At 64.6% G+C, this 23,144-nt stretch carries 25 protein-coding genes and 1 pseudogene; 10 read left to right on the plus strand and 16 right to left on the minus strand.

Annotation, left to right across the window (positions count from 1 at the left end; all coding sequences use genetic code 11):
• Positions 1 to 14: 14 nt before the first annotated feature.
• Positions 15 to 635 carry a guanylate kinase gene (gene gmk, locus KSS93_RS02510; RefSeq protein ID WP_217887015.1) on the minus strand — a complete coding sequence of 207 codons (621 nt, stop codon included), beginning with the start codon at positions 633 to 635 and terminating at the stop codon, positions 15 to 17.
• A 13-nt stretch (positions 636 to 648) separates the two neighbouring features.
• Complete coding sequence (locus KSS93_RS02515) at positions 649 to 1,512, minus strand: YicC/YloC family endoribonuclease (protein WP_217887016.1); 864 nt, start codon at positions 1,510 to 1,512, stop codon at positions 649 to 651.
• A gap of 225 nt (positions 1,513 to 1,737) precedes the next feature.
• Between KSS93_RS02515 and rph the strand changes: the two genes are divergently transcribed.
• A complete protein-coding gene (gene rph, locus KSS93_RS02520) occupies positions 1,738 to 2,460 on the plus strand; it encodes a ribonuclease PH (protein ID WP_217887017.1) in 723 nt (240 codons plus the stop codon).
• A 26-nt stretch (positions 2,461 to 2,486) separates the two neighbouring features.
• Positions 2,487 to 2,852 (plus strand): DUF4870 domain-containing protein, encoded by a 366-nt coding sequence (locus KSS93_RS02525; RefSeq protein WP_217887018.1) that lies wholly within the window; start codon positions 2,487 to 2,489, stop codon positions 2,850 to 2,852.
• Positions 2,853 to 2,970: 118 nt separating this feature from the next.
• On the opposite strand, the gene crc is transcribed toward KSS93_RS02525, so the two are convergent.
• Positions 2,971 to 3,750: a catabolite repression control protein Crc gene (gene crc / locus KSS93_RS02530; protein WP_217840974.1), complete on the minus strand. Its 780-nt coding sequence runs from the start codon at positions 3,748 to 3,750 to the stop codon at positions 2,971 to 2,973.
• A gap of 80 nt (positions 3,751 to 3,830) precedes the next feature.
• On the opposite strand from crc, the gene pyrE reads away from it, so the two are divergent.
• Positions 3,831 to 4,472 (plus strand): orotate phosphoribosyltransferase, encoded by a 642-nt coding sequence (pyrE, locus tag KSS93_RS02535; RefSeq protein WP_217887019.1) that lies wholly within the window; start codon positions 3,831 to 3,833, stop codon positions 4,470 to 4,472.
• Between the two features lie 66 nt (positions 4,473 to 4,538).
• On the opposite strand, the gene KSS93_RS02540 is transcribed toward pyrE, so the two are convergent.
• The 7 genes and pseudogenes from KSS93_RS02540 to coaBC all read right to left on the minus strand — a co-directional run bounded on the left by KSS93_RS02540 (position 4,539) and on the right by coaBC (position 10,502).
• Positions 4,539 to 5,198 carry a DUF799 domain-containing protein gene (locus tag KSS93_RS02540; protein WP_217840971.1) on the minus strand — a complete coding sequence of 220 codons (660 nt, stop codon included), beginning with the start codon at positions 5,196 to 5,198 and terminating at the stop codon, positions 4,539 to 4,541.
• Entirely contained in the window at positions 5,195 to 5,563 is a 369-nt protein-coding gene (locus KSS93_RS02545; protein ID WP_217887020.1) for a DUF4810 domain-containing protein, read from the minus strand. The genes KSS93_RS02540 and KSS93_RS02545 overlap by 4 nt, the downstream gene beginning before the upstream one ends.
• A gap of 30 nt (positions 5,564 to 5,593) precedes the next feature.
• A complete protein-coding gene (locus tag KSS93_RS02550; protein WP_217887021.1) occupies positions 5,594 to 6,274 on the minus strand; it encodes a CsgG/HfaB family protein in 681 nt (226 codons plus the stop codon).
• A gap of 111 nt (positions 6,275 to 6,385) precedes the next feature.
• The gene (gene argB, locus KSS93_RS02555) at positions 6,386 to 7,291 is read right to left on the minus strand and encodes an acetylglutamate kinase (protein WP_217840968.1); all 906 of its coding nucleotides are present in this window, start codon (positions 7,289 to 7,291) and stop codon (positions 6,386 to 6,388) included.
• Between the two features lie 30 nt (positions 7,292 to 7,321).
• Positions 7,322 to 8,695 (minus strand): annotated as a pseudogene (locus tag KSS93_RS02560) (phosphomannomutase/phosphoglucomutase); the annotation flags it as partial.
• A 134-nt stretch (positions 8,696 to 8,829) separates the two neighbouring features.
• Positions 8,830 to 9,285: a dUTP diphosphatase gene (dut, locus tag KSS93_RS02565; protein ID WP_217840966.1), complete on the minus strand. Its 456-nt coding sequence runs from the start codon at positions 9,283 to 9,285 to the stop codon at positions 8,830 to 8,832.
• 5 nt (positions 9,286 to 9,290) lie between these two features.
• Positions 9,291 to 10,502, minus strand: coding sequence for a bifunctional phosphopantothenoylcysteine decarboxylase/phosphopantothenate--cysteine ligase CoaBC (coaBC, locus tag KSS93_RS02570; RefSeq protein ID WP_217840965.1), 1,212 nt, complete (start codon positions 10,500 to 10,502; stop codon positions 9,291 to 9,293).
• 129 nt (positions 10,503 to 10,631) lie between these two features.
• Here coaBC and radC point away from each other — a divergent pair, with 129 nt between their 5' ends.
• On the plus strand, positions 10,632 to 11,312 hold the full coding sequence (radC, locus tag KSS93_RS02575) for a RadC family protein (protein WP_217887023.1): 681 nt from the start codon (positions 10,632 to 10,634) through the stop codon (positions 11,310 to 11,312).
• Between the two features lie 83 nt (positions 11,313 to 11,395).
• On the opposite strand, the gene KSS93_RS02580 is transcribed toward radC, so the two are convergent.
• Entirely contained in the window at positions 11,396 to 12,985 is a 1,590-nt protein-coding gene (locus KSS93_RS02580; RefSeq protein ID WP_217887024.1) for an ABC transporter substrate-binding protein, read from the minus strand.
• A 363-nt stretch (positions 12,986 to 13,348) separates the two neighbouring features.
• On the opposite strand from KSS93_RS02580, the gene rpmB reads away from it, so the two are divergent.
• On the plus strand, positions 13,349 to 13,585 hold the full coding sequence (gene rpmB, locus KSS93_RS02585; RefSeq protein WP_054894119.1) for a 50S ribosomal protein L28: 237 nt from the start codon (positions 13,349 to 13,351) through the stop codon (positions 13,583 to 13,585).
• An 11-nt stretch (positions 13,586 to 13,596) separates the two neighbouring features.
• Positions 13,597 to 13,752 carry a 50S ribosomal protein L33 gene (rpmG, locus tag KSS93_RS02590; protein WP_003253507.1) on the plus strand — a complete coding sequence of 52 codons (156 nt, stop codon included), beginning with the start codon at positions 13,597 to 13,599 and terminating at the stop codon, positions 13,750 to 13,752.
• Between the two features lie 74 nt (positions 13,753 to 13,826).
• Here rpmG and KSS93_RS02595 read toward each other — a convergent pair whose 3' ends face one another.
• Both KSS93_RS02595 and KSS93_RS02600 read right to left on the minus strand, forming a co-directional pair.
• Positions 13,827 to 14,027: an I78 family peptidase inhibitor gene (locus KSS93_RS02595; RefSeq protein ID WP_217840962.1), complete on the minus strand. Its 201-nt coding sequence runs from the start codon at positions 14,025 to 14,027 to the stop codon at positions 13,827 to 13,829.
• Positions 14,028 to 14,107: 80 nt separating this feature from the next.
• The gene (locus KSS93_RS02600; protein ID WP_217840961.1) at positions 14,108 to 14,467 is read right to left on the minus strand and encodes a cupin domain-containing protein; all 360 of its coding nucleotides are present in this window, start codon (positions 14,465 to 14,467) and stop codon (positions 14,108 to 14,110) included.
• A gap of 196 nt (positions 14,468 to 14,663) precedes the next feature.
• On the opposite strand from KSS93_RS02600, the gene KSS93_RS02605 reads away from it, so the two are divergent.
• Both KSS93_RS02605 and KSS93_RS02610 read left to right on the plus strand, forming a co-directional pair.
• Positions 14,664 to 16,157 carry an aldehyde dehydrogenase gene (locus KSS93_RS02605; protein WP_217887025.1) on the plus strand — a complete coding sequence of 498 codons (1,494 nt, stop codon included), beginning with the start codon at positions 14,664 to 14,666 and terminating at the stop codon, positions 16,155 to 16,157.
• Positions 16,158 to 16,357: 200 nt separating this feature from the next.
• Positions 16,358 to 17,497, plus strand: coding sequence for an MFS transporter (locus KSS93_RS02610; protein WP_217887026.1), 1,140 nt, complete (start codon positions 16,358 to 16,360; stop codon positions 17,495 to 17,497).
• Between the two features lie 166 nt (positions 17,498 to 17,663).
• Here KSS93_RS02610 and KSS93_RS02615 read toward each other — a convergent pair whose 3' ends face one another.
• The gene (locus tag KSS93_RS02615; protein WP_217887027.1) at positions 17,664 to 19,220 is read right to left on the minus strand and encodes a phospholipase D family protein; all 1,557 of its coding nucleotides are present in this window, start codon (positions 19,218 to 19,220) and stop codon (positions 17,664 to 17,666) included.
• A 60-nt stretch (positions 19,221 to 19,280) separates the two neighbouring features.
• Positions 19,281 to 20,711 carry an aminotransferase-like domain-containing protein gene (locus tag KSS93_RS02620; protein ID WP_217887028.1) on the minus strand — a complete coding sequence of 477 codons (1,431 nt, stop codon included), beginning with the start codon at positions 20,709 to 20,711 and terminating at the stop codon, positions 19,281 to 19,283.
• A gap of 177 nt (positions 20,712 to 20,888) precedes the next feature.
• Here KSS93_RS02620 and KSS93_RS02625 point away from each other — a divergent pair, with 177 nt between their 5' ends.
• Positions 20,889 to 21,119: a DUF1127 domain-containing protein gene (locus KSS93_RS02625; RefSeq protein WP_217887029.1), complete on the plus strand. Its 231-nt coding sequence runs from the start codon at positions 20,889 to 20,891 to the stop codon at positions 21,117 to 21,119.
• A 135-nt stretch (positions 21,120 to 21,254) separates the two neighbouring features.
• Here the strand turns inward: KSS93_RS02625 and KSS93_RS02630 are convergent, their stop codons facing one another.
• Positions 21,255 to 22,547: an NAD(P)/FAD-dependent oxidoreductase gene (locus tag KSS93_RS02630; RefSeq protein WP_217887030.1), complete on the minus strand. Its 1,293-nt coding sequence runs from the start codon at positions 22,545 to 22,547 to the stop codon at positions 21,255 to 21,257.
• Positions 22,548 to 22,699: 152 nt separating this feature from the next.
• Here KSS93_RS02630 and KSS93_RS02635 point away from each other — a divergent pair, with 152 nt between their 5' ends.
• Positions 22,700 to 23,053, plus strand: a complete 354-nt coding sequence (locus tag KSS93_RS02635) for a YkgJ family cysteine cluster protein (protein ID WP_217840954.1) — start codon at positions 22,700 to 22,702, stop codon at positions 23,051 to 23,053.
• The last annotated feature ends 91 nt before the right edge of the window (positions 23,054 to 23,144 follow it).

Here is a 23,144-nt window from a genome sequence, read left to right on the forward strand (position 1 = left end):
GGCCCCTCGGTCTATTAGGCCAGCAGTTCTTTCAGCAGGCTGCCATGGCGCTGCTGCTGCTTGCCCAGCAACAACCGGTTCGAGGTGAACACGGCTTTCATCTCTTCCAGCGCCACGGCGAAGTCGTCATTGATGATGACGTACTCGTACTCGTCGTAATGCACCATCTCGCTGACCGCTTCCTTCATGCGCCCGGCGATGATCTCTTCGCTGTCCTGGCCACGGCCGTCCAGGCGCTGGCGCAGGGCCTGCTGGCTTGGCGGCAGGATGAAGATCGAACGCGCCTCGGGCATCAGCTTGCGCACCTGCTGGGCGCCTTGCCAGTCGATCTCGAGGATCAAGTCGTTGCCCTGGTCCAGCACTTGCTGCAGCGCGCTGCGCGAGGTGCCGTAGAAGTTGCCGAACACCTCGGCGTGCTCGAGGAAGTCGTCCTGGGCGATCAGCGCCTTGAAGTCTTCATGGCTGACGAAGTGGTAGTTCACCCCGTGTTCTTCGCCCGGGCGCATGTTGCGCGTGGTGTGCGATACCGAGACGCTGACCTTCGGGTCGTCCTTGATCAGGGCGGTGACCAGGCTGGTCTTGCCGGCGCCGGAGGGGGCCGAAACGATGTAGAGGGTGCCGCTGCTGTGGTTCATGGTGGGGGTGGCCTTACTCGATGTTCTGTACTTGTTCACGCATCTGCTCGATCAGCACCTTCAGGTTGACCGCCGCTTGCGTGCTGCGCGGGTCGAAGGCCTTGGAGCCCAGGGTATTGGCTTCGCGGTTGAGTTCCTGCATCAGGAAATCCAGGCGCCGGCCTGCAGCGCCGCCGGACTTGAGCACCCGGCGCACCTCGTTGACGTGGGTGCTGAGGCGGTCGAGCTCTTCGGCTACGTCGCTTTTCTGGGCCAGCAGCACCATCTCCTGCTCCAGGCGCTGCGGGTCCAGCTCGGCCTTCATGTCGGCGAAGCGGTCGAGGATTTTCTGGCGCTGCACTGCCAGCATCTGCGGCACCAGTGCGCGCAGGGTAGTGACCTCGCCGGCCATGCTGTCCAGGCGCTCGTTGATCAACCGCGCCAGTTCCGCGCCTTCGCGCTGCCGGCCAGCCTTGAGCTCGGCCAGGGCCTCGTCGAACAGCGCGACGGCTTCGGCGTTGAGCGCTTGCGGGTCGCTGGCGTCGGCCACCAGCACGCCGGGCCAGGCCAACACTTCAAGGGGGTTGAGCGGCGCCGGCTGCTTGATCAGGCTGGCCACGGTCTCGGCGGCGGCCACCAGCTGCGCGGCGCGCTCGCGGTCGACCTGCAACGGTTTGCCGGTGCTGTCCTCGGACAGGCGCAGGGTGCATTCAACCTTGCCTCGCGACAGGCCTTGGCGCAGGCCCTCGCGCACCGCGCCTTCGAGGTCGCGCAGGGCCTCGGGCAGGCGCAGGTGGGGTTCGAGGTAGCGATGGTTGACCGAGCGCAGCTCCCAGACCAGGGTGCCTTGGCTGCCGGCGCGCTCGGCGCGGGCGAAGGCGGTCATGCTGTGCACCATGGGGAGTACCTCGCGTAATCGGTTGGACGGGGAGCCTTTCGGCTGCAAGGCGCAGGATTGTAGCGCAGTGCGGCCCGGGCGCCCAATCCGCCCATGCTACAGGCGCAGAGGTGGCGCTTGGGAAAAGTCGACAGGCTGCGCCGGGCACGACGATAGGCATGTCCTCGCCGGGCCACGGGCTCTATAATGCTCGGCAGATTCAAAATCCCGGTACAGGTATCCCAGATGAAACGTCCAAGTGGTCGCGCCGCCGATCAGCTCCGCTCGATCCGCATTACCCGCAACTACACCAAGCACGCCGAGGGGTCGGTACTGGTCGAGTTCGGTGACACCAAGGTCATCTGCACGGTCAGCGTCGAAAATGGTGTTCCCCGCTTCCTCAAAGGCCAGGGCCAAGGCTGGCTGACCGCCGAATACGGCATGCTGCCGCGCTCCACCGGCGAGCGTAACCAGCGCGAAGCCAGCCGTGGCAAGCAAGGTGGCCGCACCCTCGAAATCCAGCGCCTGATCGGCCGCTCGCTGCGCGCCGCGCTGGACATGAGCAAGCTCGGCGACATCACCCTGTACGTCGACTGTGACGTGATCCAGGCCGATGGCGGCACCCGCACCGCGTCCATCACCGGTTCCATGGTCGCCCTGTGCGACGCCCTGGCAGTGATCAAGAAACGCGGCGGCCTGAAGGGCGGCAACCCGCTCAAACACATGATCGCCGCCGTGTCGGTGGGCATGTACCAGGGCGAAGCGGTACTGGACCTCGACTACCTCGAGGACTCCGCTGCCGAAACCGACCTGAACGTGGTCATGACCAGTGCCGGTGGTTTCATCGAAGTGCAGGGCACCGCCGAAGGCGCGCCGTTCCAGCCTGAAGACTTCAACGCCATGCTGGCGCTGGCGCAAAAAGGCATGAACGAAATCTTCGAGCTGCAACAGGCCGCACTGGCCGACTGATCCGCTTCGCCAGGGAGGTGCAGGACATGAACGAGCTCGACCCGGTCAACCTGCCCAGCGCCGATGTACGGCAATGGGCGATGTTCTGCCACCTCAGCGCGCTGCTCGGGCTGTTGATCCCGCTGGGCCATCTGCTCGGGCCGCTGGTGCTTTGGCACCTCAAGCGCGAGCAGGACGGCTTTATCGACGCCCAGGGCAAGGAGGCGCTGAACTTTCAGATCAGCGTCACCCTGGCCAGCTTTGCTTGCTTTGTGCTGATGTTCGTGTTCATCGGCATCGTGCTGTTCGCCATGCTGATGGTGGCGGTGCTGATCCTGATCATCCTGGCGGCGGTCAGGGCCAACGAGGGCAAGGCGTATCGCTATCCGCTGATCTGGCGGCCGATCAAATAAATTCGGGGCCGCTTTGCGGCCCTTTCGCGGCACAAGGCCGCTCCTACACGATCATGCGATTTACTGTAGGAGCGGCCTTGTGCCGCGAAAGGGCTGCGAAGCAGCCCCGATTTCATGCTCAGATGGTCAGCGTCCAGTCGTAATCGACGATCAGCGGCGCGTGGCGCGAGAAGCGCGGCTGGCGCGGCAGGCGGGCGTTGCGTACGAAGCGGCGCAGGCCTGGGGTGAGGATCTGGTAGTCGAACCGGAAGCCCAGGTTGAGCATCTCGGCCTGCTCGTTGTCTGGCCACCAGCTGTACTGGTCGCCTTCACGGCTGACTTCACGCAGCGCATCGACGTAGCCCATTTCGCCGGTGATGGCGTCCATCCAGGCACGTTCCGGCGGCAGGAAGCCCACCGACTGCTGGCTGTCGCGCCAGTTCTTGATGTCGAGCTTCTGCTGCGCCACGTAGAACGAGCCGCAGTAGATGTATTCGCGACGCTTGCGACGCTGCTTGTCCAGGTACTTGGCGAAGTCGTCCATCAACTTGAATTTCTGGTTCAAGTCTTCGTCGCCGTTCATGCCCGAGGGCAGCAGCAGGGTAGCGATACTGACTTTGTCGAAATCTGCCTGCAGGTAGCGCCCGTAACGGTCGGCTGTCTCGAAGCCCAGGCCGGTGATGACTGCCTTGGGCTGCATGCGCGAGTACAGTGCCACGCCACCTTGGGTGGGCACCTCCGCGTCGCAGGCGTAAAGGAAATAGCCATCGAGCTGGAAAGCTGGGTCGTCGAGTTCAAAGGCCGAGGCGCGGGTATCCTGAAGGCAGATGACGTCGGCATTCTGGGCTTGTAGCCAGCTGAGCAAACCACGCTCGGCCGCAGCCTGAATGCCATTAACGTTCACACTGATGATCCGCATAAATGGCCCCAAAAATCTCGTGCGTGTATGATACCCGAGCTCAACACATTTAGCTAAATCCGTGGTGTCCGGGACCTTTCATGCAGCCGTATCAGCGCGACTTCATCCGTTTTGCCATCGATCGCGGCGTTCTGCGCTTCGGTGAGTTCACCCTGAAATCAGGGCGTACCAGCCCGTACTTCTTCAATGCCGGCCTGTTCAACACGGCATCGGCCCTGGCCCAGCTGGGGCGTTGCTATGCGGCGGCCATCGTCGACAGCAAGATCCCGTTCGACGTGCTGTTCGGCCCGGCCTACAAGGGCATCCCGCTGGCCGCGGCCACCGCGGTGCAACTGGCCGAGCAGCATCAGCTCGACGTGCCGTGGTGCTTCAACCGCAAAGAGGCCAAGGACCACGGCGAGGGTGGCAGCCTGGTCGGCGCACCGCTGGCCGGTGACGTGCTGATCATCGACGACGTGATCACCGCCGGTACCGCCATCCGCGAAGTGATGCAGATCATCAACGCCCAGCAGGCCAAGGCCGCCGGCGTGCTGATTGCGCTGAACCGCGAAGAGCGTGGCAATGGCGAGCTGTCGGCGATCCAGGAAGTCGAGCGCGACTTCAACATCCCGGTAGTCAGCATCGTCTCGCTCACGCAAGTGCTGGAGTTCCTGGCGGACGACCCGCAGCTCAAGCAGCATTTGCCGGCGGTTGAAGCTTATCGGGCGCAGTACGGGATCTGACCCCGGCCCGGTAACGAAAAAGGCGGCCTTCGAGAGAAGGTCGCCTTTTTTCTGTCTGTGCCGGCCTCAGTCCGTACCGTACTTCGGCGAACGCGGCCCATACAGAATGCCGCCGTTGGGGTAAGGCGACAGCAACCTGGCACTGGTCATGCCGGCAATCGGGTAGCCGGCATCGTCCTGCACACTGCTGATGATCTGGTTGATTGCCGCCGACACCAGCATGCCGATCAGCCCGCCCTGGTTCTGCCGGCCTTCTTCGCTAGAGGCGGTGGCGCTGCCGGTCCACAGGGTGGTGCCGGTTTTCAGGTCGACCAGCTTGGCGTTGGCGGTGACGATGGTGGCGCTGCTCAGGATCATGTAGCGGGTGCCGTAGTCGCTGACGGTCACGTACAGCCCGGCATCGGCGCCGAAGATTTCCTGCAGCTTGGCCGGCGGCAACTGATGGATGTCGGCCGGGGTGGTCATGCCGTTCTGGCGGAAGGTCTCGTCCACCAGCGCCACCGGCATCACGTAGTAGCCGGCTTCGGCCAGCGGGTAGGTGACCTGCGACAGCATGCTGTAGGTGGCCTTCACATCCGGCGACTCGTTCAGCGGCGGCAAGATCAGGATCGACTTCGGCCGGCTTTGCTTGTAGGCCGAGTAGTCGATGGTCTTGCGCTCGGCACAGCCGGCGAACAGGGCCAGCACGCAGGCGCCGACCAGCAATTGGGTGATGCGCTTGATCATTGCTTGGCCCCCTTGCTGGCGTTGCTCATCAGAAAGTCCATGTACGCCGCCGACTCGGGGAACAGCGCTTTTTCGGTGCGAAACTGCTGGATCATCTGGTCATCCTTGCCCAGGCCCGAGTACAGCAGCCCCAACTGGGCGTGATAGCCCGGCGGTACGGCGCCATTCTTGGCCTTGATTTTCTCCAGGTCGCGCTCAAGGGCAGCGGCCTGTTCTTCCTTCGAATCGCCCTTGAGGTAGCCATACACCTGGGGTTGGTAGCTTTCCCACTGGTACAGGGTCTTGGGGCCGGAGCAGCCGGCGAGCAGTGCGCCGGCCAGCAGCAGGCCGGCGCCGGTGCGCCAGGCCGAAATGCGGGTATTCATGGTGCGAGCATCCTTGTCGTATGGGGTGGGTTACTGCGCCTGTGGTTTCCACTGGCCGCTCTCGACAGCGCCCACCAGCTTGTTCACCGCTTCACGCATGGCCAGGTCGAGGACCTTGCCGTTAAGCGTCGAGTCATAGCTGGCGGTGCCGCCGAAGCCGATGATCTCGCGGTTGGACAGCGCGTACTCACCCGCGCCCTGGCTGGAATAGACCACTTCCGAGGTGCTGATGTTGACGATGTTCAGCGCCACCTTGGCGTAGGCGATCTGGGTCTTGCCGCGGCCGAGAATGCCGAACAGCTGGTGGTCGCCCACCTCTTTGCGGCCGAACTCGGTGACATCGCCGGTCACCACGTAATCGGCGCCTTTCAGGCGCTGGGCCTGGCCCTTGATTGCCGCTTCCTGCTGGATCTCGCCCATGTTGTCGCGGTCCAGCACGTTGAACCGGTTGGTCTGCTGCAGGTGGGTGATGAGGATGGTCTTGGCCTGGCCGCCGAGGCGGTCGACGCCGTCGGAGAAGATCCCGCGCATGTAGCTGGAGCGGTTGTCGAACTTGCCTACGGCAATAGGGGTACGCAGGCCGCTGTAGGGGCGGTTGACGCTTTCGACTTGCTGCACGGCGACAGCGGTGGAGGTTTCTGTGGCACAGCCGGCAAGGGACCCGACAGCCAGGGCGGCTGCCAGCACGAGTCCATGTGATGCGTATTTCACGCGCGTTCTCCAGGTAACTGAAACTTTTCAGTGCCGGAGAATACTGGCTGAGGGGGTGTGATGCCAGTGTAAGTATCGCGGGGCGAGCCCCGCGATGAGGTCAAAAACTGATCAGGAGCGCTTGCGGTTGGTGATCAGAGTGCCCACGCCGCTGTCGGTGAAGATCTCCAGCAGCACAGCGTTCGGCACGCGGCCGTCGATGATGTGCGAGCTGTTGACGCCACCTTGCACTGCATCCAGCGCGCACTTGATCTTCGGCAGCATGCCGCCGTAGATGGTGCCGTCGGCGATCAGCGCGTTGACCTGCTCGGTGGTCAGGCCGGTCAGTACCTGGCCCTGCTTGTCCATCAGGCCGGCGATGTTGGTCAGCAGCATCAGCTTCTCGGCTTTCAGCGCCTCGGCCACCTTGCCGGCCACCAGGTCGGCGTTGATGTTGTACGACTCACCGTTGGCGCCCACGCCGATCGGCGCGATCACCGGGATGAAGTCGCCCTTCACCAGCATGTTCAGCAGGTCGGTATTGACGCTGACCACCTCGCCGACGTGGCCGATGTCGATGATTTCCGGCTGGGTCATCTCCGGGGTCTGGCGGCTGACGGTGAGCTTTTTCGCGCGGATCAGCTCGGCGTCCTTGCCGGTCAGGCCGATGGCGCTGCCGCCGTGGCGGTTGATCAGGTTGACGATATCCTTGTTCACCTGGCCGCCCAGCACCATCTCCACCACGTCCATGGTCGCCGAGTCGGTGACGCGCATGCCGTCGATGAAGTGGCTCTCGATCGACAGGCGCTTGAGCAGGTCGCCGATCTGCGGGCCGCCGCCGTGCACGACCACCGGGTTGATGCCCACGGCCTTCATCAGCACGATGTCACGGGCGAAGCCGGTTTTGAGCTCTTCGCTCTCCATCGCGTTGCCGCCGTACTTGATCACCAGGGTCTTGCCGACGAAACGGCGGATGTAGGGCAGTGCTTCGGACAAAACCTCGGCTACATGGGAAGCGGCATCGCGATCGAGGGTCATGCAGGGCTCCAGGTAAGGAACGGATAGTCGTCAGAACGGCAGTTGCAGGCCGGGTTGGACCCGCAGCAGCTGCGCGCGGAATACAGCCTTGATACGGTCGAGTTCGGCAGCGCTGTCGGCTTCGAAACGCAGCACCAGCACCGGTGTGGTGTTGGAGGCGCGGACCAGGCCCCAGCCGTGCGGGTAGTCCACCCGCACACCGTCGATGGTGGTGAGGTTGGCCTGGCCCCAGTCGGCGTCGCGTTGCAGAGCATCAATGATGCTGAATTTACCCTCGTCGGTCACATCAATGTTGATTTCCGGCGTGGAAATATCATTGGGGAAGGCAGCGAACAGACTTTCGGCATCCTGGTCGGCCTTGCTGAGGATCTCCAGCAGGCGTGCGGCGCTGTAGATACCGTCATCGAAACCGTACCAGCGCTCCTTGATGAAGATGTGACCGCTCATCTCGCCGGCCAGCAGGGAGCCGGTCTGTTTCATCTTCTTCTTGATCAACGAGTGGCCGGTCTTCCACATTAGCGCGCGGCCGCCGTCCTGTTCGATCAGCGGGGTGAGGCGGCGGGTGCATTTGACGTCGAAGATGATCTCGGCGCCCGGGTTGCGCGACAGCACGTCCTGGGCAAACAGCATCAGCAGGCGGTCGGGGTAGACGATGTTGCCGGTGTTGGTCACAACGCCCACACGGTCGCCGTCGCCGTCGAAGGCCAGGCCGATGTCGGCGCCGATTTCCTTCACCTTGGCGATCAGGTCTTCAAGGTTTTCAGGCTTGCCCGGGTCCGGGTGGTGGTTGGGGAAGTTGCCGTCGACCTCGCAGAACAGCGGGGTCACCTCGCAGCCCAGGGCTTCGATCAGTTGCGGGGCGATCACGCCGGCGGCGCCGTTGCCGCAGTCCACCACCACTTTCAGCGGCTTGGCCAGCTTCACGTCGCCGGTGATCTGCTGGAAGTAGCGCTCGAGGATCTCGACTTTTTGCACGCTGCCTTCAGCGCGAGTGAGGTCGTTGGTCTTCAGGCGGGTCAGCAGGGCCTGGATCTGTTCGTTGGCCAAGGTGTCGCCGGCGATGACGATCTTGAAACCGTTGTAGTCCGACGGGTTGTGGCTGCCGGTGAGCATCACCCCCGACTTGCCGGCCAGCACGTTGGCTGCGTAGTACAGCGCAGGCGTGGGCACCAGGCCGACGTCGGTCACCTCGCAGCCGGCCTCGACCAGGCCTTTGATCAGTTGCTCGACCAGCATTGGGCCGGACAGGCGGCCGTCACGGCCCACCGAGATCTGCGGTTCGCCCTGGGCGAGGGTCTGTGCGCCGATGGCGCGGCCGATCCAGTAGGCGGTTTCGCCGTGCAGGGTCTTGCCCACCACGCCGCGGATGTCATAGGCGCGGAAGATGCTGTCGGGCAGTGCGGGGACCAGCTGGGCCATGTCGTTCATCTCTGGGACTCCAAGTATTCAAAGGCTTCTGGGCAGGCACAAACTGAACGCTTGGACGGTGGAATGCCCCGAGAGTTCGCCATCCATGGCCCGAATGGTCGGTGTTCGGCTCAGCGGGTGCCGGAGTGGCCGAAGCCGCCAGCACCGCGCTGGGTCTCGTCGAACTGCTCGACCAGCTCGAAATGCGCCTGCACCACCGGCACCAGAATCAGCTGCGCGATGCGCTCGCCGACGGTGATGGTGAAGGGCGTGTTGCCGCGGTTCCAGCAGCTGACCATCAGCTCGCCCTGGTAGTCCGAGTCGATCAGGCCGACCAGGTTGCCCAGCACGATGCCGTGCTTGTGGCCCAGGCCCGAGCGCGGCAGGATCATCGCCGCCAGGCCCGGGTCGCCGATGTACACCGACAGGCCGGTAGGGATCAGCAGGGTCTGGCCCGGCTCGAGGACGGTGTCCTCTTTGAGCAGGGCGCGCAGGTCAAGGCCGGCGGAGCCTGGGGTGGCGTATTGCGGCAGCGGGAATTCGCTACCCAGGCGGGGGTCGAGGATCTTGGCTTGAAGAGCGTGCATGTAACTTATTGAACCTGATTGAGCCGTTCGGCGATGAAGGCAACCAGCTGGCGGGCGATCTTGCCCTTGCTGGTCTGCGCAAAGAGGGTCTGGTGCTGCTGGCGGTCGATCACGGTCAGGGCGTTTTCCTCGCTGTTGAAGCCGATGCTGGGGTTGGCCACATCATTGGCGACGATCAGGTCGAGGTTCTTGTCCTTGAGCTTGCGCGTGGCGTAGTCGAGCAGGTGCTCGGTCTCGGCGGCGAAGCCTACGCTGAACGGGCGGTCGGGCCGGCCGGCAATGGTCGCAAGGATATCGGGATTGCGCACCATCTGCAGCAGCATGCCGTCGCCGGTGGTGGGATCTTTCTTCAATTTTTGCGGGGCGACGACCTCCGGGCGGTAGTCTGCGACTGCAGCCGAGGCAATGAACAAGTCGCAGCCCATGGCCGCTTCGCAGGCCGCGAGCATGTCCCGCGCGCTGACCACGTCGATGCGGCTGACCCGGTCAGGGGTGGGCAGGTGCACCGGGCCGGTGACCAGGGTCACCCGGGCCCCGGCTTCGGCGGCGGCCTCTGCCAGGGCGAAGCCCATCTTCCCTGAACTATGGTTGGTGATGTAGCGCACCGGGTCGATGTTTTCTTGCGTAGGGCCGGCGGTGATCAGCACGTGCTTGCCGGTGAGGGCCTCGCGCTTGAAGCTTTCGGCGGCGCACCAGGCAAGGTCGGTGGCCTCGAGCATGCGGCCCAGGCCCACGTCGCCACAGGCCTGGCTGCCCGAAGCCGGGCCGAACACCTGGATGCCGCGGCGCTTGAGCAGGTCGAGGTTGTCCTGGGTGGCCGGGTCGCGCCACATGGCCTGGTTCATCGCCGGGGCCACGGCCACGGTGGCGTCGGTGGCCAGTACCAGGGTGGTCAGCAGGTCGTCGGCCATGCCTTGGGCCAGGCGCGCCATCAGGTCGGCGGTGGCCGGGGCGATCAGCACCAGGTCGGCCCACTTGGCCAGTTCGATGTGGCCCATGGCCGCTTCGGCGGCGGGGTCGAGCAAGTCCATGTGTACCGGGTGGCCGGACAGCGCCTGCAGGGTGAGCGGGGTGATGAATTCGGCACCGCCGCGGGTCATGACCACGCGCACCTGTGCGCCATGTTCCAGGAGTCGGCGAATCAGCTCGGCGCTCTTGTAGGCGGCAATGCCGCCACCCACGCCGAGAACGATGCGCTTGCGATACAGCCGCTGCATAGGCTTGCCTTTATCCAGTGAAAGCGGGCGGCGACGTTCACAACTGCCTGCGGCAGAACGTCGCATTTTCGAAGCGAACTAGATTAACACAGCGGTCAAATTCGCCGCAGTACCACGCAAGGAGGGGGGATGAACATCAGGGAGTGGCCGCTCGAGGAGCGGCCGAGGGAGAAACTGTTGCAGCGTGGCGCGGGCAGCTTGTCGGATGCCGAGCTGCTGGCGGTGTTTCTTGGTTCGGGGGTGAAAGGCCGTAACGTGCTGGACCTGGCGCGCGGGCTGCTGATGAAGTTCGGTGGCTTGCGCCAGGTGCTCGAGGCCGACCGGCAGGCTTTCGTCAGCGAGCTGGGGTTGGGGCCGGTGCGCTATAGCCAGCTGCAGGCTTTGCTGGAAATCGGCCGTCGGCACCTGGCCATGTCCATCGAGCGCGAGTCGGCCCTGGACAGCCCGCAGGCCGTGCGCCGTTACCTGAAAGCCATGTTGCGGCACGAGGTCAGTGAGGTATTCGGCTGCCTGTTCCTCGACACCAAACACCGGCCGCTGGCGTTCGAGATCTTGTTCCGCGGCACCATCGACCGGGCCAGCATCTACCCGCGTGAAGTGGTGCGCCGAGCCTTGCTGCACAACGCGGCGGCGCTGATCCTGTGCCACAACCACCCGTCAGGCAACTGCGAACCGAGCCAGGATGACGTGCACCTGACCCAGGTGCTCAAGCGTTCACTGGCGCTGATCGATGTGCGGGTGATGGACCATGTGATCGTCGGCGACGGCGAGCCGCTGTCGATGGTCGAGCGGGGGTGGTTGGCAGGGTAGGGCTGTACAGGTTGTGCCGGCCTCTTCGCGGGCTTGTCGGAATGCCGAACCACCGCGAAGAGGCCGCTGCAGGTTGCAGATAATCAGCGCCCCACTGAAACCTTGCTGAAATCCAACCGCCCGAACGGGCTGGCCTGGTACCCCTGCACGTCCTGGCGCAACAGCGTCGCTGCGGTCGGGTGCGCCAGCGGCACCCACAGCGCCTGTTGCTGGATCAGCGTCTGCGCTTGCTGGTACAGCCGGCTGCGCACGCTCTGGTCGTTGGTGGTACGCCCGGCGTTGATCAGCTGGTCCAGGCGGTTGTCGCAGAACCGCGCGAAGTTGGTCCCGGACTGTACCGCCGCGCAGGAAAACTGCGGGCTGAGGAAGTTGTCCGGGTCGCCGTTGTCGCCGGCCCAGCCCATGAACAGCAAATCATGCTCGCCCGCTTTGGCCCGGCGGATCAGTTCGCCCCATTCGATGGTGCGGATCTCGGCCTTGATGCCGACCTTGGCAAGGTCTGCCTGCAGCATCTGTGCGCCCAGCGCCGGGTTGGGGTTGAGCAGGCTGCCCGACGGGCGGGTCCAGATGGTCGTTTCGAAGCCTTTGGCAAGGCCGGCCTTGTTCAGCAGCGCCTTGGCCTTCTTCTGGTCCATGGCGTAGCCCGGCAGGTCCTTGGCGTAGCTCCAGGTGTTCGGCGGGTAGGGGCCATTGGCGGCAGTGGCGGTGTCTTCGAACACGGCCTTGATGTAGGCCTGCTTGTCGAAGGCCAGGTTGATTGCCTGGCGCACCTCTGGCTTGTCCAGCGGCGGGTGCTGGCTGTTGATGGCCACGAACGCGGTCATGAACGCAGGCGTTGTTGCCACCTTGAGGTTGCCGTCCTTGCCGGCTTCGGCCACATCCAGCGGCTTGGGCGACAGCGCCACCTGGCACTCGCCGCGCTTGAGCTTTTGCAGGCGCACGTTGGCGTCGGTGGTGATGGCGAAGATCAGCGGGTCGACCGCGGGCTTACCGGCGAAGTAGTCGGGGTTGGCGCGGTAGCGCACCACGGCGTCCTTCTGGAAACGCTGGAACACGAACGGGCCAGTACCGATCGGCTGGCTGTTGAGCTTCTCCGGGGTGCCGGCCTTGAGCAGCTTGTCGGCGTATTCGGCCGAATAAATCGAGGCAAAGCCCATGCTCAGGGTGGCCAGGAAGGTGGCGTCCGGGTGAGTGAGGGTGAAGCGCACGGTGTGCGGCTCGGGGGCGTCGATCGACTTGATCAGGCTGCCCAGTTGCAGCGACTGGGCGTGCGGGTAGCCGCCAGGGGCGGTCTTGTGCCAGGCATGGGCGGGGTAAAGCATGCGCTGGAAGCTGAACAGCACGTCATCGGCGTCCAGCTCGCGGCTGGGCTTGAAGTACGCCGTGCTGTGGAATTTCACGTCTTTACGCAGCTGGAAGTCGTAGATCAGCCCGTCAGGCGACACGCTCCAGCGCTCGGCCAGGCTCGGTACCACCTTGCCCTGCTGGGCATCGAACTCGACCAGGCGGTTCATCAGCACGTCGGCCGAGGCGTTGGTGGTGGTCAGCGAGTTGTACTGCACCACGTCGAAGCCTTCAGGGCTGGCTTCGGTGCACACCGACAGCGGCGCAGCCTGAGCCAGGCCGGTGGCGCACAACGCGGTGAATAACAAGGAAAGGGCGGCGGCACGCATGGTGGCTCCTTGGCTGGTCAGATGGCCCATCTGCCGGTGCAGTCTGGAAATGGCCCTACCCTAGTGTGCGTAACAGCAAATGACCACCCTCTTTTTCAGACGCTTGGCGACGAGCGGTCGACAGTGCGGCGAGCGAGTCGCTATGCTGCTCGGCCGCGATTGGCAGTACGTGGATGCTCACTTTCTGTTGTTGCGGCGTAGTCTTTCTGGTATAAAGCAGCGCTCTTTTCTAGGGGCTCGGCCTGTCGCATCAGCGGATCCGGTCGATAAGACCTCCAGAATCACGGCGCCTGGCGCCAAAGACTGAGAGATTAAGCGGCCAACCCATGCCGGGTTGGGCATGTGGTTTTAGAGGGCTGAGTCATGTCGAGAGTCTGTCAAGTTACTGGTAAGGGTCCAGTAACCGGGAACAACATTTCCCACGCAAACAACAAAACCCGTCGTCGTTTCCTGCCGAACCTGCAGCACCACCGTTTCTGGGTTGAATCCGAGAACCGTTTCGTGCGTCTGCGTGTATCCGCCAAAGGCATGCGTATCATCGACAAGCGCGGCATCGATGCCGTTCTGGTTGACATCCGCAAAGCTGGCGCCAAGGTTTAAGGGAGAACATCATGCGTGAATTGATCCGTCTGGTTTCGAGTGCCGGTACCGGCCACTTCTACACCACCGACAAGAACAAGCGCACCACCCCGGACAAGATCGAGATCAAGAAGTACGATCCGGTTGTTCGCAAGCACGTGGTGTACAAGGAAGCCAAGATCAAGTAATTGATCGGCAACCTGAAAAAAACCCGCAACCGAAAGGTCGCGGGTTTTTTTATGCCTGAAGTCGACGGTTGGCTTCAGCTGAAGTGCAGGCCAAGGATGCGCTGCTCATCGACGATGATGTGGATACGCTGCGCGTTGAAGTCGTGGGTGTGCATATCCCCTGGGCCCAGCACCAGCGCACGGCCGCTCATTTCCTGGATGTAGGCCCGCACGCTTGGAACGTAGCGAGTGCCGTTGAGGTGTTTCAGTTCATCGATGATCTGGTCGTTGGTCATGGTGTCCACCTTTTCAGGAATGGCCCGACATTGGGCCGCGCCATCCTTGCGCGCAGCTCCATGACCCGTGCGTTACATAGCTACTTCTGCTCGAACAGCACATAGATCTTGCGGCACGGCTCCAGCACTTCCCAGGTGCCCTTGAAGCCTGCGGGGATGACGAAGCGGTCGCCAACGCGCAGGGTCTTGGCATTGCCGTCCTGGTCGCGCAGCACCGAAACACCCTGCACGATCTCGCAGTACTCATGCTCGGTGTAGTTCACCGTCCACTGCCCCACCTCACCTTCCCACACACCCGCGGCAAACTGCCCGCAGGGGCTGGAGTAATGGTTGTAGACGGCCTGGTCCGGCTCGCCCTTGAGGATTTTCTCGGCGGCCGGGCGGTAGCGTTCGGCCTCGGTAAGCACCTGGGCGAAGTCGACGATGCTGGCAATGCTCATGCTGGATACCCTGTGATTGTTTAATAAAATGAACATCAGTAGGCGTTTGGGCCTTGAGTGTCAAATATATTGATAGTTTGGCTGGCCTGGTTTAGGGTGTCGGATGCCGGTGTACGTGCGTCGCCCGGCCAGAATTTCTGACAGCGCCCGTGAATCCTCAGTGCGGTGCTGCACTTTGACAAGAGAGGAGTTTCCTATGACCACCCTGACTCGTGCGGACTGGGAACAGCGTGCCCAGCAACTGAAGATCGAAGGCCGCGCCTTCATCAACGGCGAATACACCGATGCCGCATCCGGTGAAACCTTCGACTGCCTGAGCCCGGTGGACGGACGCTTCCTGGCCAAGGTTGCCAGCTGTGACCTGGCCGATGCCAACCACGCCGTCGACAACGCCCGTGCCGTGTTCGACTCCGGCGTCTGGTCGCGCCTGGCCCCGGCCAAGCGCAAGGCTACCCTGATTCGCTTCGCAGACCTCTTGCGCAAGAACGTCGAAGAGCTGGCCCTGCTGGAAACCCTCGACATGGGCAAGCCGATCGGCGACTCGTCGACCATCGACATCCCGGGTGCTGCCAACGCCATTCACTGGACCGCCGAAGCCATCGACAAGGTCTACGACGAAGTTGCCCCCACCCCGCACGACCAGCTCGGCCTGGTTACCCGCGAGCCGGTGGGTGTGGTCGGTGCCATCGTACCTTGGAACTTCCCGCTGCTGATGGCTTGCTGGAAGCTGGGCCCGGCCCTGGCCACCGGTAACTCCATCGTCCTCAAACCGTCAGAAAAGTCCCCGCTGACTGCCATCCGCATCGCCCAGCTGGCCATTGAGGCCGGCATCCCGAAAGGCGTGCTGAACGTGCTGCCAGGCTACGGCCACACCGTGGGCAAGGCCCTGGCCCTGCATATGGATGTCGACACCCTGGTGTTCACCGGCTCCACCAAGATCGCCAAGCAGCTGATGGTGTACGCGGGCGAATCGAACATGAAGCGCGTGTGGCTGGAAGCCGGCGGCAAGAGCCCGAACATCGTGTTTGCCGACGCCCCGGACCTGCAAGCTGCCGCCGAAGCGGCTGCCAGCGCCATTGCCTTCAACCAGGGCGAGGTCTGCACCGCAGGTTCGCGCCTGCTGGTGGAGCGTTCGATCAAGGACAAGTTCCTGCCCATGGTGGTCGAGGCCCTCAAGGGCTGGAAGCCAGGCAACCCGCTGGACCCGCAGACCACCGTCGGCGCGCTGGTCGACACCCAGCAGATGAACACCGTGCTGTCGTACATCGACGCCGGCCACCAGGACGGCGCCAAGCTGCTGGCCGGTGGCAAGCGCACCCTCGAAGAGACCGGCGGCACCTATGTCGAGCCGACCATCTTCGACGGCGTGACCAACGCCATGCGCATCGCCAAGGAAGAGATCTTCGGCCCGGTGCTGTCGGTGATCACCTTCGATACCGCCGAAGAAGCCGTGGCCATTGCCAACGACACCCCGTACGGCCTGGCCGCCGGCATCTGGACCTCGGACATCTCCAAGGCCCACAAGACTGCCCGCGCCGTGCGTGCCGGCAGCGTCTGGGTCAACCAGTACGACGGCGGCGACATGACCGCGCCGTTCGGTGGCTTCAAGCAGTCGGGCAACGGCCGTGACAAGTCGCTGCACGCCCTGGAGAAGTACACCGAGCTGAAGGCGACCTGGATCAAGCTGTAATCCAGAGGGCCGCTCTGCGGCCCATTCGCGGGCAAGCCCGCTCCCACAGGTTCTGCGCTGCTTTCTAGGCCAGCGGCGGCCCTGTGGGAGCGGGCTTGCCCGCGAATGGGCTGCACAGCAGCCCCAGCCATAGCCGGGTCGGCCATGCTGCCCCGGCTTTGTTGTTTCTGCTGTTCAAGCATTCTGCCTGGGAGGCTTTCATGCGTTGGGGAACCTACTTTGCCGTACTGGCGTCGGTGCTCAGTGTCGGGCTCGCGCTCGGCGTGAGCATGCCGCTGGTGTCCCTGCGCCTGGAGGGCTGGGGCTACGGCGGGTTCGCCATCGGCGTCATGGCTGCGATGCCGGCGGTCGGCGTGCTGATCGGTGCCAGCCTGGCCAGCCGCCTGGCCGGCTGGGTCGGGGTGCCCATGGCCATGCGCCTGTGCCTGTGGGGCGGGGCATTGTCGATCGGCTTGGTGGCGCTGTTGCCCAGTTACCCGTTGTGGCTGGCGTTGCGCCTGCTGATCGGCATGTCGCTGACGGTGGTGTTCATCCTTGGCGAAAGCTGGATCAACCAGTTGGTGGTCGAGCACTGGCGCGGCCGCCTGGTGGCCTTGTACGGCAGCAGCTATGCGCTGAGCCAGCTGGCCGGGCCGTTGGTGCTGGGTTTTCTCGGGTCGGACGACGACTTCGGCTTCTGGGCCGCCACCGGCCTTTTGCTGCTGGCGCCCCTGATACTGCTGGGCCGCGGCGGCGCGCCGACCACCGAGGCCTGCAGCGTCACCCTTAGCGACCTGGTGGGCTTTTGCCGACGCCTGCCGGTGATCGCCTGGGCCATCGCCCTGTTCGCTGCCTTCGAGGCGATGATTCTCACCCTGCTGCCGGTGTACTGCCTGCAGCAAGGTTTTACCACCGAGCTTGCGCTGTTCATGGTCAGCACCGTGGTGGTGGGCGATGCGGTGCTGCAGTTGCCCATCGGTGCGTTGGCCGACCGCATGTCGCGGCGCACGCTGTTCAGCGGCTGTGCCTTGACCTTGATGGTGTCCAGCCTGGCCATTCCGCTGTTACTGCACACGCCGGTGATCTGGCCGTTGTGGGTGCTGTTCGGCGCCAGTGCCGGCGGGCTTTTCACCCTGTCGCTGGTATTGATCGGCGAGCGTTATCGGGATGATGCGCTGGTACGGGCCAATGCCCATGTGGCGCAACTGTGGGGCATTGGCTGCCTGATCGGGCCGCTGCTGGCCGGTGCCGGCAGCCAGTGGATCAGCGGGCATGCCTTGCCGCTGCTGATGGCGGCGGGGGCTGCGGGGCTGGTGCTGCTGACCCGGCGCAAGGGTGCTTTCGAGCCGGAACCGGCCTGAGCCCTGTAGGAGCCGGCTTGCCGGCTCTCATAGAACTGCACATAACTCATTGATTTAGCAGGGGCCTGTGGGAGCGGGCTTGCCCGCGAACACCGGCGAAGCCGGTGCCAGCCTCCGCGTCGCCTGCTTCGCGGGCAAGCCCGCTCCCACAGGGGCCGCGATAGGTCTACAACATTTTCTCCAGGCCCACCGCCTTGCTCACCCAGGCATTGAAGCGCCGCCACCAGCCGCCTGGCTCGGTCAGCAGCACATGCCGCTGACCGTTGTCCTCGGTCACCCACACCATCTTGCCGTCCACCAGTTGCGGCTGGTAGCTCAGCGCCGGGGCCATGCCCTGCAGCGCCAGCTCGCGGGTGTACTCGGCCAGCTCCGGGCTGTCCACCAGCACCCCCACCTCGGTGTTCCACAGCACCGAGCGCGGGTCGAAGTTGAACGAGCCGATGAAGGTCTTGTGGCGGTCGAACACCATCGCCTTGCTGTGCAGGCTGGAGTCGGAGCTGCCGTGGAAGGTCAGGCCGCGCCGGGTAATCGCATCGCCCGGCTGGCGACGCAACTCGTACAGCTGCACGCCATGCTCCAGCAAGGCGCGCCGGTAGGGTGCGTAGCCGCCATGCACTGCCGGCACGTCAGTGGCCTCCAGCGAGTTGGTCAAAAGCTTCACCGAAGTGCCGGCGTCGGCGCGGCTGGTCAGGTACAGCAAGCCCGGCTGGCCCGGCACGAAATAGGCCGATACCAGAATCAGCTCGCGGTGCACGCCGTTCAGCTCCGGTGCCAACTGGTGGCTCATCAGCAACTGCGGGTCGGGCTCGTCGTCCGCCAGCACCTTGCTCGGTGCATCCCACAGCGCCTGGCTGTGGGCCCAGATCAGCTCGTTGCGCCACACGTCCAGGCGCGGCTGGGTCTGGTAGGCCATCAGCCGCTCGTAGGCCGCCTTGCGCTCGGTGCGCGCCCGGGCCAGCCAGGTTTCCAGGCGCTGGCGGCTGGCGTGCAGGTCGGCCGCATCGGGTTGCCACCACAGGTAGTCGCTGATCGGCCGGCTCAGGGCGCTGTTCCAGTACTGGTCGAAGCTGTGCCCCAGCTGCTCGGCCACCGGCCCCACCCCCAGCAGGTCGATGTCGGTGAAGTTCAGGTTGGGCTCGGCATCGAAGTACTCGTCGCCCAGGTTGCGCCCGCCGACGATGGCCATGCTGTTGTCCACCAAAAACAGCTTGTTGTGCATGCGCCGGTGCTGGCGCGACAGGTTGAACAGCCGCCCGGCCGCGCGGGTGAAGCCGGTGCTGCGGCCCAGGTGCAGCGGGTTGAACACGCGGATCTGGATGTTCGGGTGGGCGGCGAGGGTGCCGATCAGGCTGTCCAGGCCGTCGCTGGCGGTGTCGTCCAGCAGCACCCGCACGCGTACCCCGCGGTCGGCGGCGCGCAGCAGTTCATGCACCAGGGCGCGGGTGCTCAGGCCATCGTGGACAATGTAGTACTGCACATCGATGCTGGCCTGGGCGTTGCGGATCAGTTCGGCGCGGGCGCGGAACGCCTCGTTGCTGTTGGGCAGCAGGCGAAAGCCCGAGCGGCCCTCGTAGGGCGCGGCCTGGCGCTGCACCGAGCGGCCGAACGCCGAGTCGCTTGCCGGCAAGGCCTGGCTCACGTCGCGGGGCGTGTTGACGCTGGCGCAGCCCGAAAGGCCAAGCAGCAGCGCCAGCAGCAGGGGCAGAGTGCGCTGGAGTCTCAAGGGTGGAGCGTCCTGTGCGGCAAGGGCTTATGGGGTTGGACCGTGGCAGGCGGGGCAAAGTTACGCGGCGGGCTGTTCCTGATCCAGTAGACGAACGGCGGTTTGCCCCACCTTGCGCACGGCCTCCTCGATTTGCGGCGTCGGCCGCGCGGCGAAGTTCATGCGCAGGCAGTTGCGGTACTTGCCCGAGGCCGAAAAGATGCTGCCCACGGCAATCTGCACGCCCTGCTCCAGTAAAGCCCGGTTCAGGCGCAGCGTATCGAAACTTTCCGGCAGTTCCACCCACAGCATGAAGCCGCCCTGGGGCCGGCTGGCACGGGTGCCCGGCGGAAAGTACTGGGTCACCCAGTCGCACATCTGGTCGCGGCCGCGCTGGTACTGGCTGCGCATGCGCCGCAGGTGCGGTTGGTAATGGCCGTCGGCGATGAAGTCGGCAATCGCCAGTTGCGGCTGGCAGGCGGTGCTGCCGGTGCTGATGTACTTCATGTGCAGCACCCGTTCCAGGTAGCGCCCCGGCGCCACCCAGCCGACCCGCAGGCCCGGGGCCAGGGTTTTGGAGAACGAGCTGCACAGCAACACGCGGCCATCGTCGTCGAACGACTTCACCGTGCTTGGGCGCGGGTAGGTGTAGGCCAGGTCGCCGTACACATCGTCTTCCAGAATCGCCACGTCGTAGCGCTGGGCCAGGGTCAGCAGGGCCTTCTTGCGCGCCTCGGGCATGATGTAGCCGAGCGGGTTGTTGCAGTTGGGGGTGATCTGGATGAGCTTGATCGGCCACTGTTCCAGGGCCAGCTCCAGGGCTTCGAGGCTGATGCCGGTGATCGGGTCGGTGGGGATCTCCAGGGCCTTCATACCCAAGCCCTTGAGGGTCTGCATGGCGCCGTGGAAGCTCGGCGAGTCCACCGCGACGATATCGCCGGGCTGGCACACCGCGCGGATGCTGCACGACAGCGCCTCGTGGCAGCCGGTGGTCACCACCAGGTTGGCCGGGCCCAGGCGGCAGCCGGAGTCGAGCATCAGCCGGGCGATCTGTTCGCGCAACTGTAGGTTTCCGTGGATGTTGTCGTAATACAGCCCGGGCATGTCCATGCGCCGGCTGATCTGCGCCAGGCTGCGCAAAAGCGGCTTGAGGGTCGGGCTGTCGACGTCGGGCATGCCGCGTCCGAGCTGTATCACATCGCGCTGCGGGGTGCTGCGCACCAGCTCCAGCACCTGCTCCCACTGGGAGATATCCACAGGCCGCTGGGCCGGCCGGCTGATGTCGGGCAGCGCCGGCAACTGGCGGTCTTCGGCGACGAAGTAGCCAGACTTGGGCCTGGGCGAGACCAGGCCGTTGTCCTCCAGCATGCGGTAGGCCTGCTGCACGGTGCTCAGGCTGACGCCGTGCTCCACGCTCAGTGCCCGCACCGACGGCAGGCGTTGCCCGGGGCGGTACAGGCCCTGCTCGATGCGCGAGCCGAGCAGTTCTGCCAGGTTGAGGTAGAGAGTCACGGCATACTCCGGGGGTTTTGTAGGAAGCGACCAATACAGATCGTAGGAAAATACTCCATTCAGCCCACTTTTCGCCAATTCTGTATGGAAATAATAAACAGCGGTTGAATCTGTATTGCAGAAGGCTGCAAAGCGCAAGCTGTCCCCACAGTATCAACCGAGTGGGAGTACGCAGTGATGGGCAGCTTGACCGATGTGCGTGTGCAACTGTTGGCCAAGGAACTGGAGGCCGGGCAACGAACCAGAATCTACGACCCGCTGGCCAACCTCAGCCGCTGGGGCCTCATGCTGCATCGCTGGCGCACCCGCAAGGCGTTGCTGGAGCTGGATGCACGCCAGCTGCGCGATATCGGCCTGAGCTGGGAGCAGGCGCGGGAGGAGGGGTGCAAGCCGTTCTGGCGCGAGTGACGGGGTCTTATGGAACAAACTACGACTCATTGATTTAACACGGTCCTCGTGGGAAGCGGCCGCAGTGCATCTGTGAGATCAGTTCTCTGTGCGACAGCGCAGCCCGAAAGAACTGGGTAATCTCCTACAGGTGCCTCACATCAATTCCTTGAGCCGATACCACAACATCCCCAACGCCAGCACCGGCGAGCGCAGCAGCTTGCCGCCCGGGAAGGTCGGGTGCGGCACCTTGGCGAACAGGTCGAAGCGCCCACCCTGCTGCCCGCAAATCGCCTCGCCCAGCAGCCGCCCGGCCAGGTGGGTGGCGTTCAGCCCATGCCCGGAATAGGCCTGGGCGTAATACACGTTCGGCTGGCTGGCTAGCCGGCCGATCTGCGGCAGGCGGTTGGCGCCGATGCCGATCATGCCGCCCCACTGGTAGTCGATGCGCACATCGGCCAGTTGCGGGAACACCTTGAGCATCTTCGGGCGCATGTACGCGGCGATATCCTTGGGGTCGCGCCCGGAGTAATGACAGGCACCGCCGAACAGCAGGCGACCGTCGGCCGACAGCCGGTAGTAGTCCAGCGCCACGCGCTGGTCGCATACCGCCATGTTCTGTGGCAGCAACTGGCGCGCGCGTTCCTCGCCCAGCGGCTCGGTGGCGATGATGTAGCTGCCGGCGGGCAGCACCTTGCCGCCCAGCTCGCGGTTGAGGTCGTTGTGGTAGGCGTTGCAGCACAGCACCAGGGTGTTGGCGCGCACCTGGCCCTGGGCGGTGTGCACCTTCACCTGCGCGCCGTAGTCGATGCGGGTGACCTCGGACTGCTCGAACAGGCGCACCCCCAGGCGGGCGGCGGCAGCGGCTTCGCCGAGGGCCAGGTTGAGCGGGTGCAGGTGGCCCGAGCCCATGTCGACCAGGCCGCCGACGTACTGGTCAGAGCCGACCACGCTGTGGATAGCGTCCTTGGCCACCAGGCGCAGCTCGTGGCGGTAGCCCAGGCTGCGCAGGGCGTCGGCCTCTTCGGCGAAGCCGTTGAGTTCGTCGGGCTTGTTGGCCAGGTCGCAGTAGCCCCAGGTCAGGTCGCAGGCGATGGCGTGGCGTTCGATGCGTTCGCGGACGATCTCCACCGCTTCCAGGCCCATGAGTTTCATGGCCCGCACACCGTCCTCGCCGATCACCGGCAAAAACTGCTCAAGGCCATGGCCGACGCCGCGAATCAGTTGCCCGCCGTTGCGCCCGCTGGCGCCCCAGCCAAGCTTGCGCGCCTCCAGCAAAATCACTGACAGGCCGCGCTCGGCCAGCTCGATGGCGGTGTTCAGGCCCGAATAGCCGCCGCCGACGATGCACACATCGGCGCTGTGCTCGCCCTGCAGGAAGGCGTGGTCGGGGTGTGGCGCGCTGCTGGCGGCGTAATAGGAGGCGGCGTGCTGCGCGCTGTGGACCATGGGGCGATTCCTGGGTGTGGGGCGAGGAAGGGGAGGATAGGCATCAGGCCAATCGCGGGGCAAGCCCGCTCCCACGACCAGTCTTGCGTGGGAGCGGGCTTGCCCCGCGATTGGGCCTATAATCCAGCATCAAAATTCCAGATGCACCGCCCATGCCCTGCAACCGCCACAAGATCCACTTCCTGCGTGAACTCATCCCCTCGTTCGAGTGCGAGCCCGGCTGCCACGACTGCTGCGGCCCGGTCACCACCTCGTCCGAAGAGATGGCCCGCCTGCCGCGCAAGAGCCAGGCCGAACAGGACGCGGCGCTGGAACACCTGAACTGCGTACACCTGGGCCCCAACGGCTGCACCGTCTACGAAGAACGCCCGATGATCTGCCGCCTGTTCGGCACCACCCCGCGCCTGGCCTGCCCCCGGGGCCGCGGCCCGGCGCAGCCGATCGACCCGGGCGCCGAGCAACTGGTGCATCAGTTCATCGCCACCACCCGCCAAGTGCTGGTCTGAACCCGCCGTACCCATTCGCAATTGCCGGGGCCGCTTCGCGCCCCATTCGCGGCACAAGGCCGCTCCTACAGGAAACCGCGGTCGCCTGTAG

This window comes from Pseudomonas xanthosomatis, assembly GCF_019139835.1.
Taxonomy (GTDB): Bacteria; Pseudomonadota; Gammaproteobacteria; order Pseudomonadales; family Pseudomonadaceae; genus Aquipseudomonas; species Aquipseudomonas fakonensis.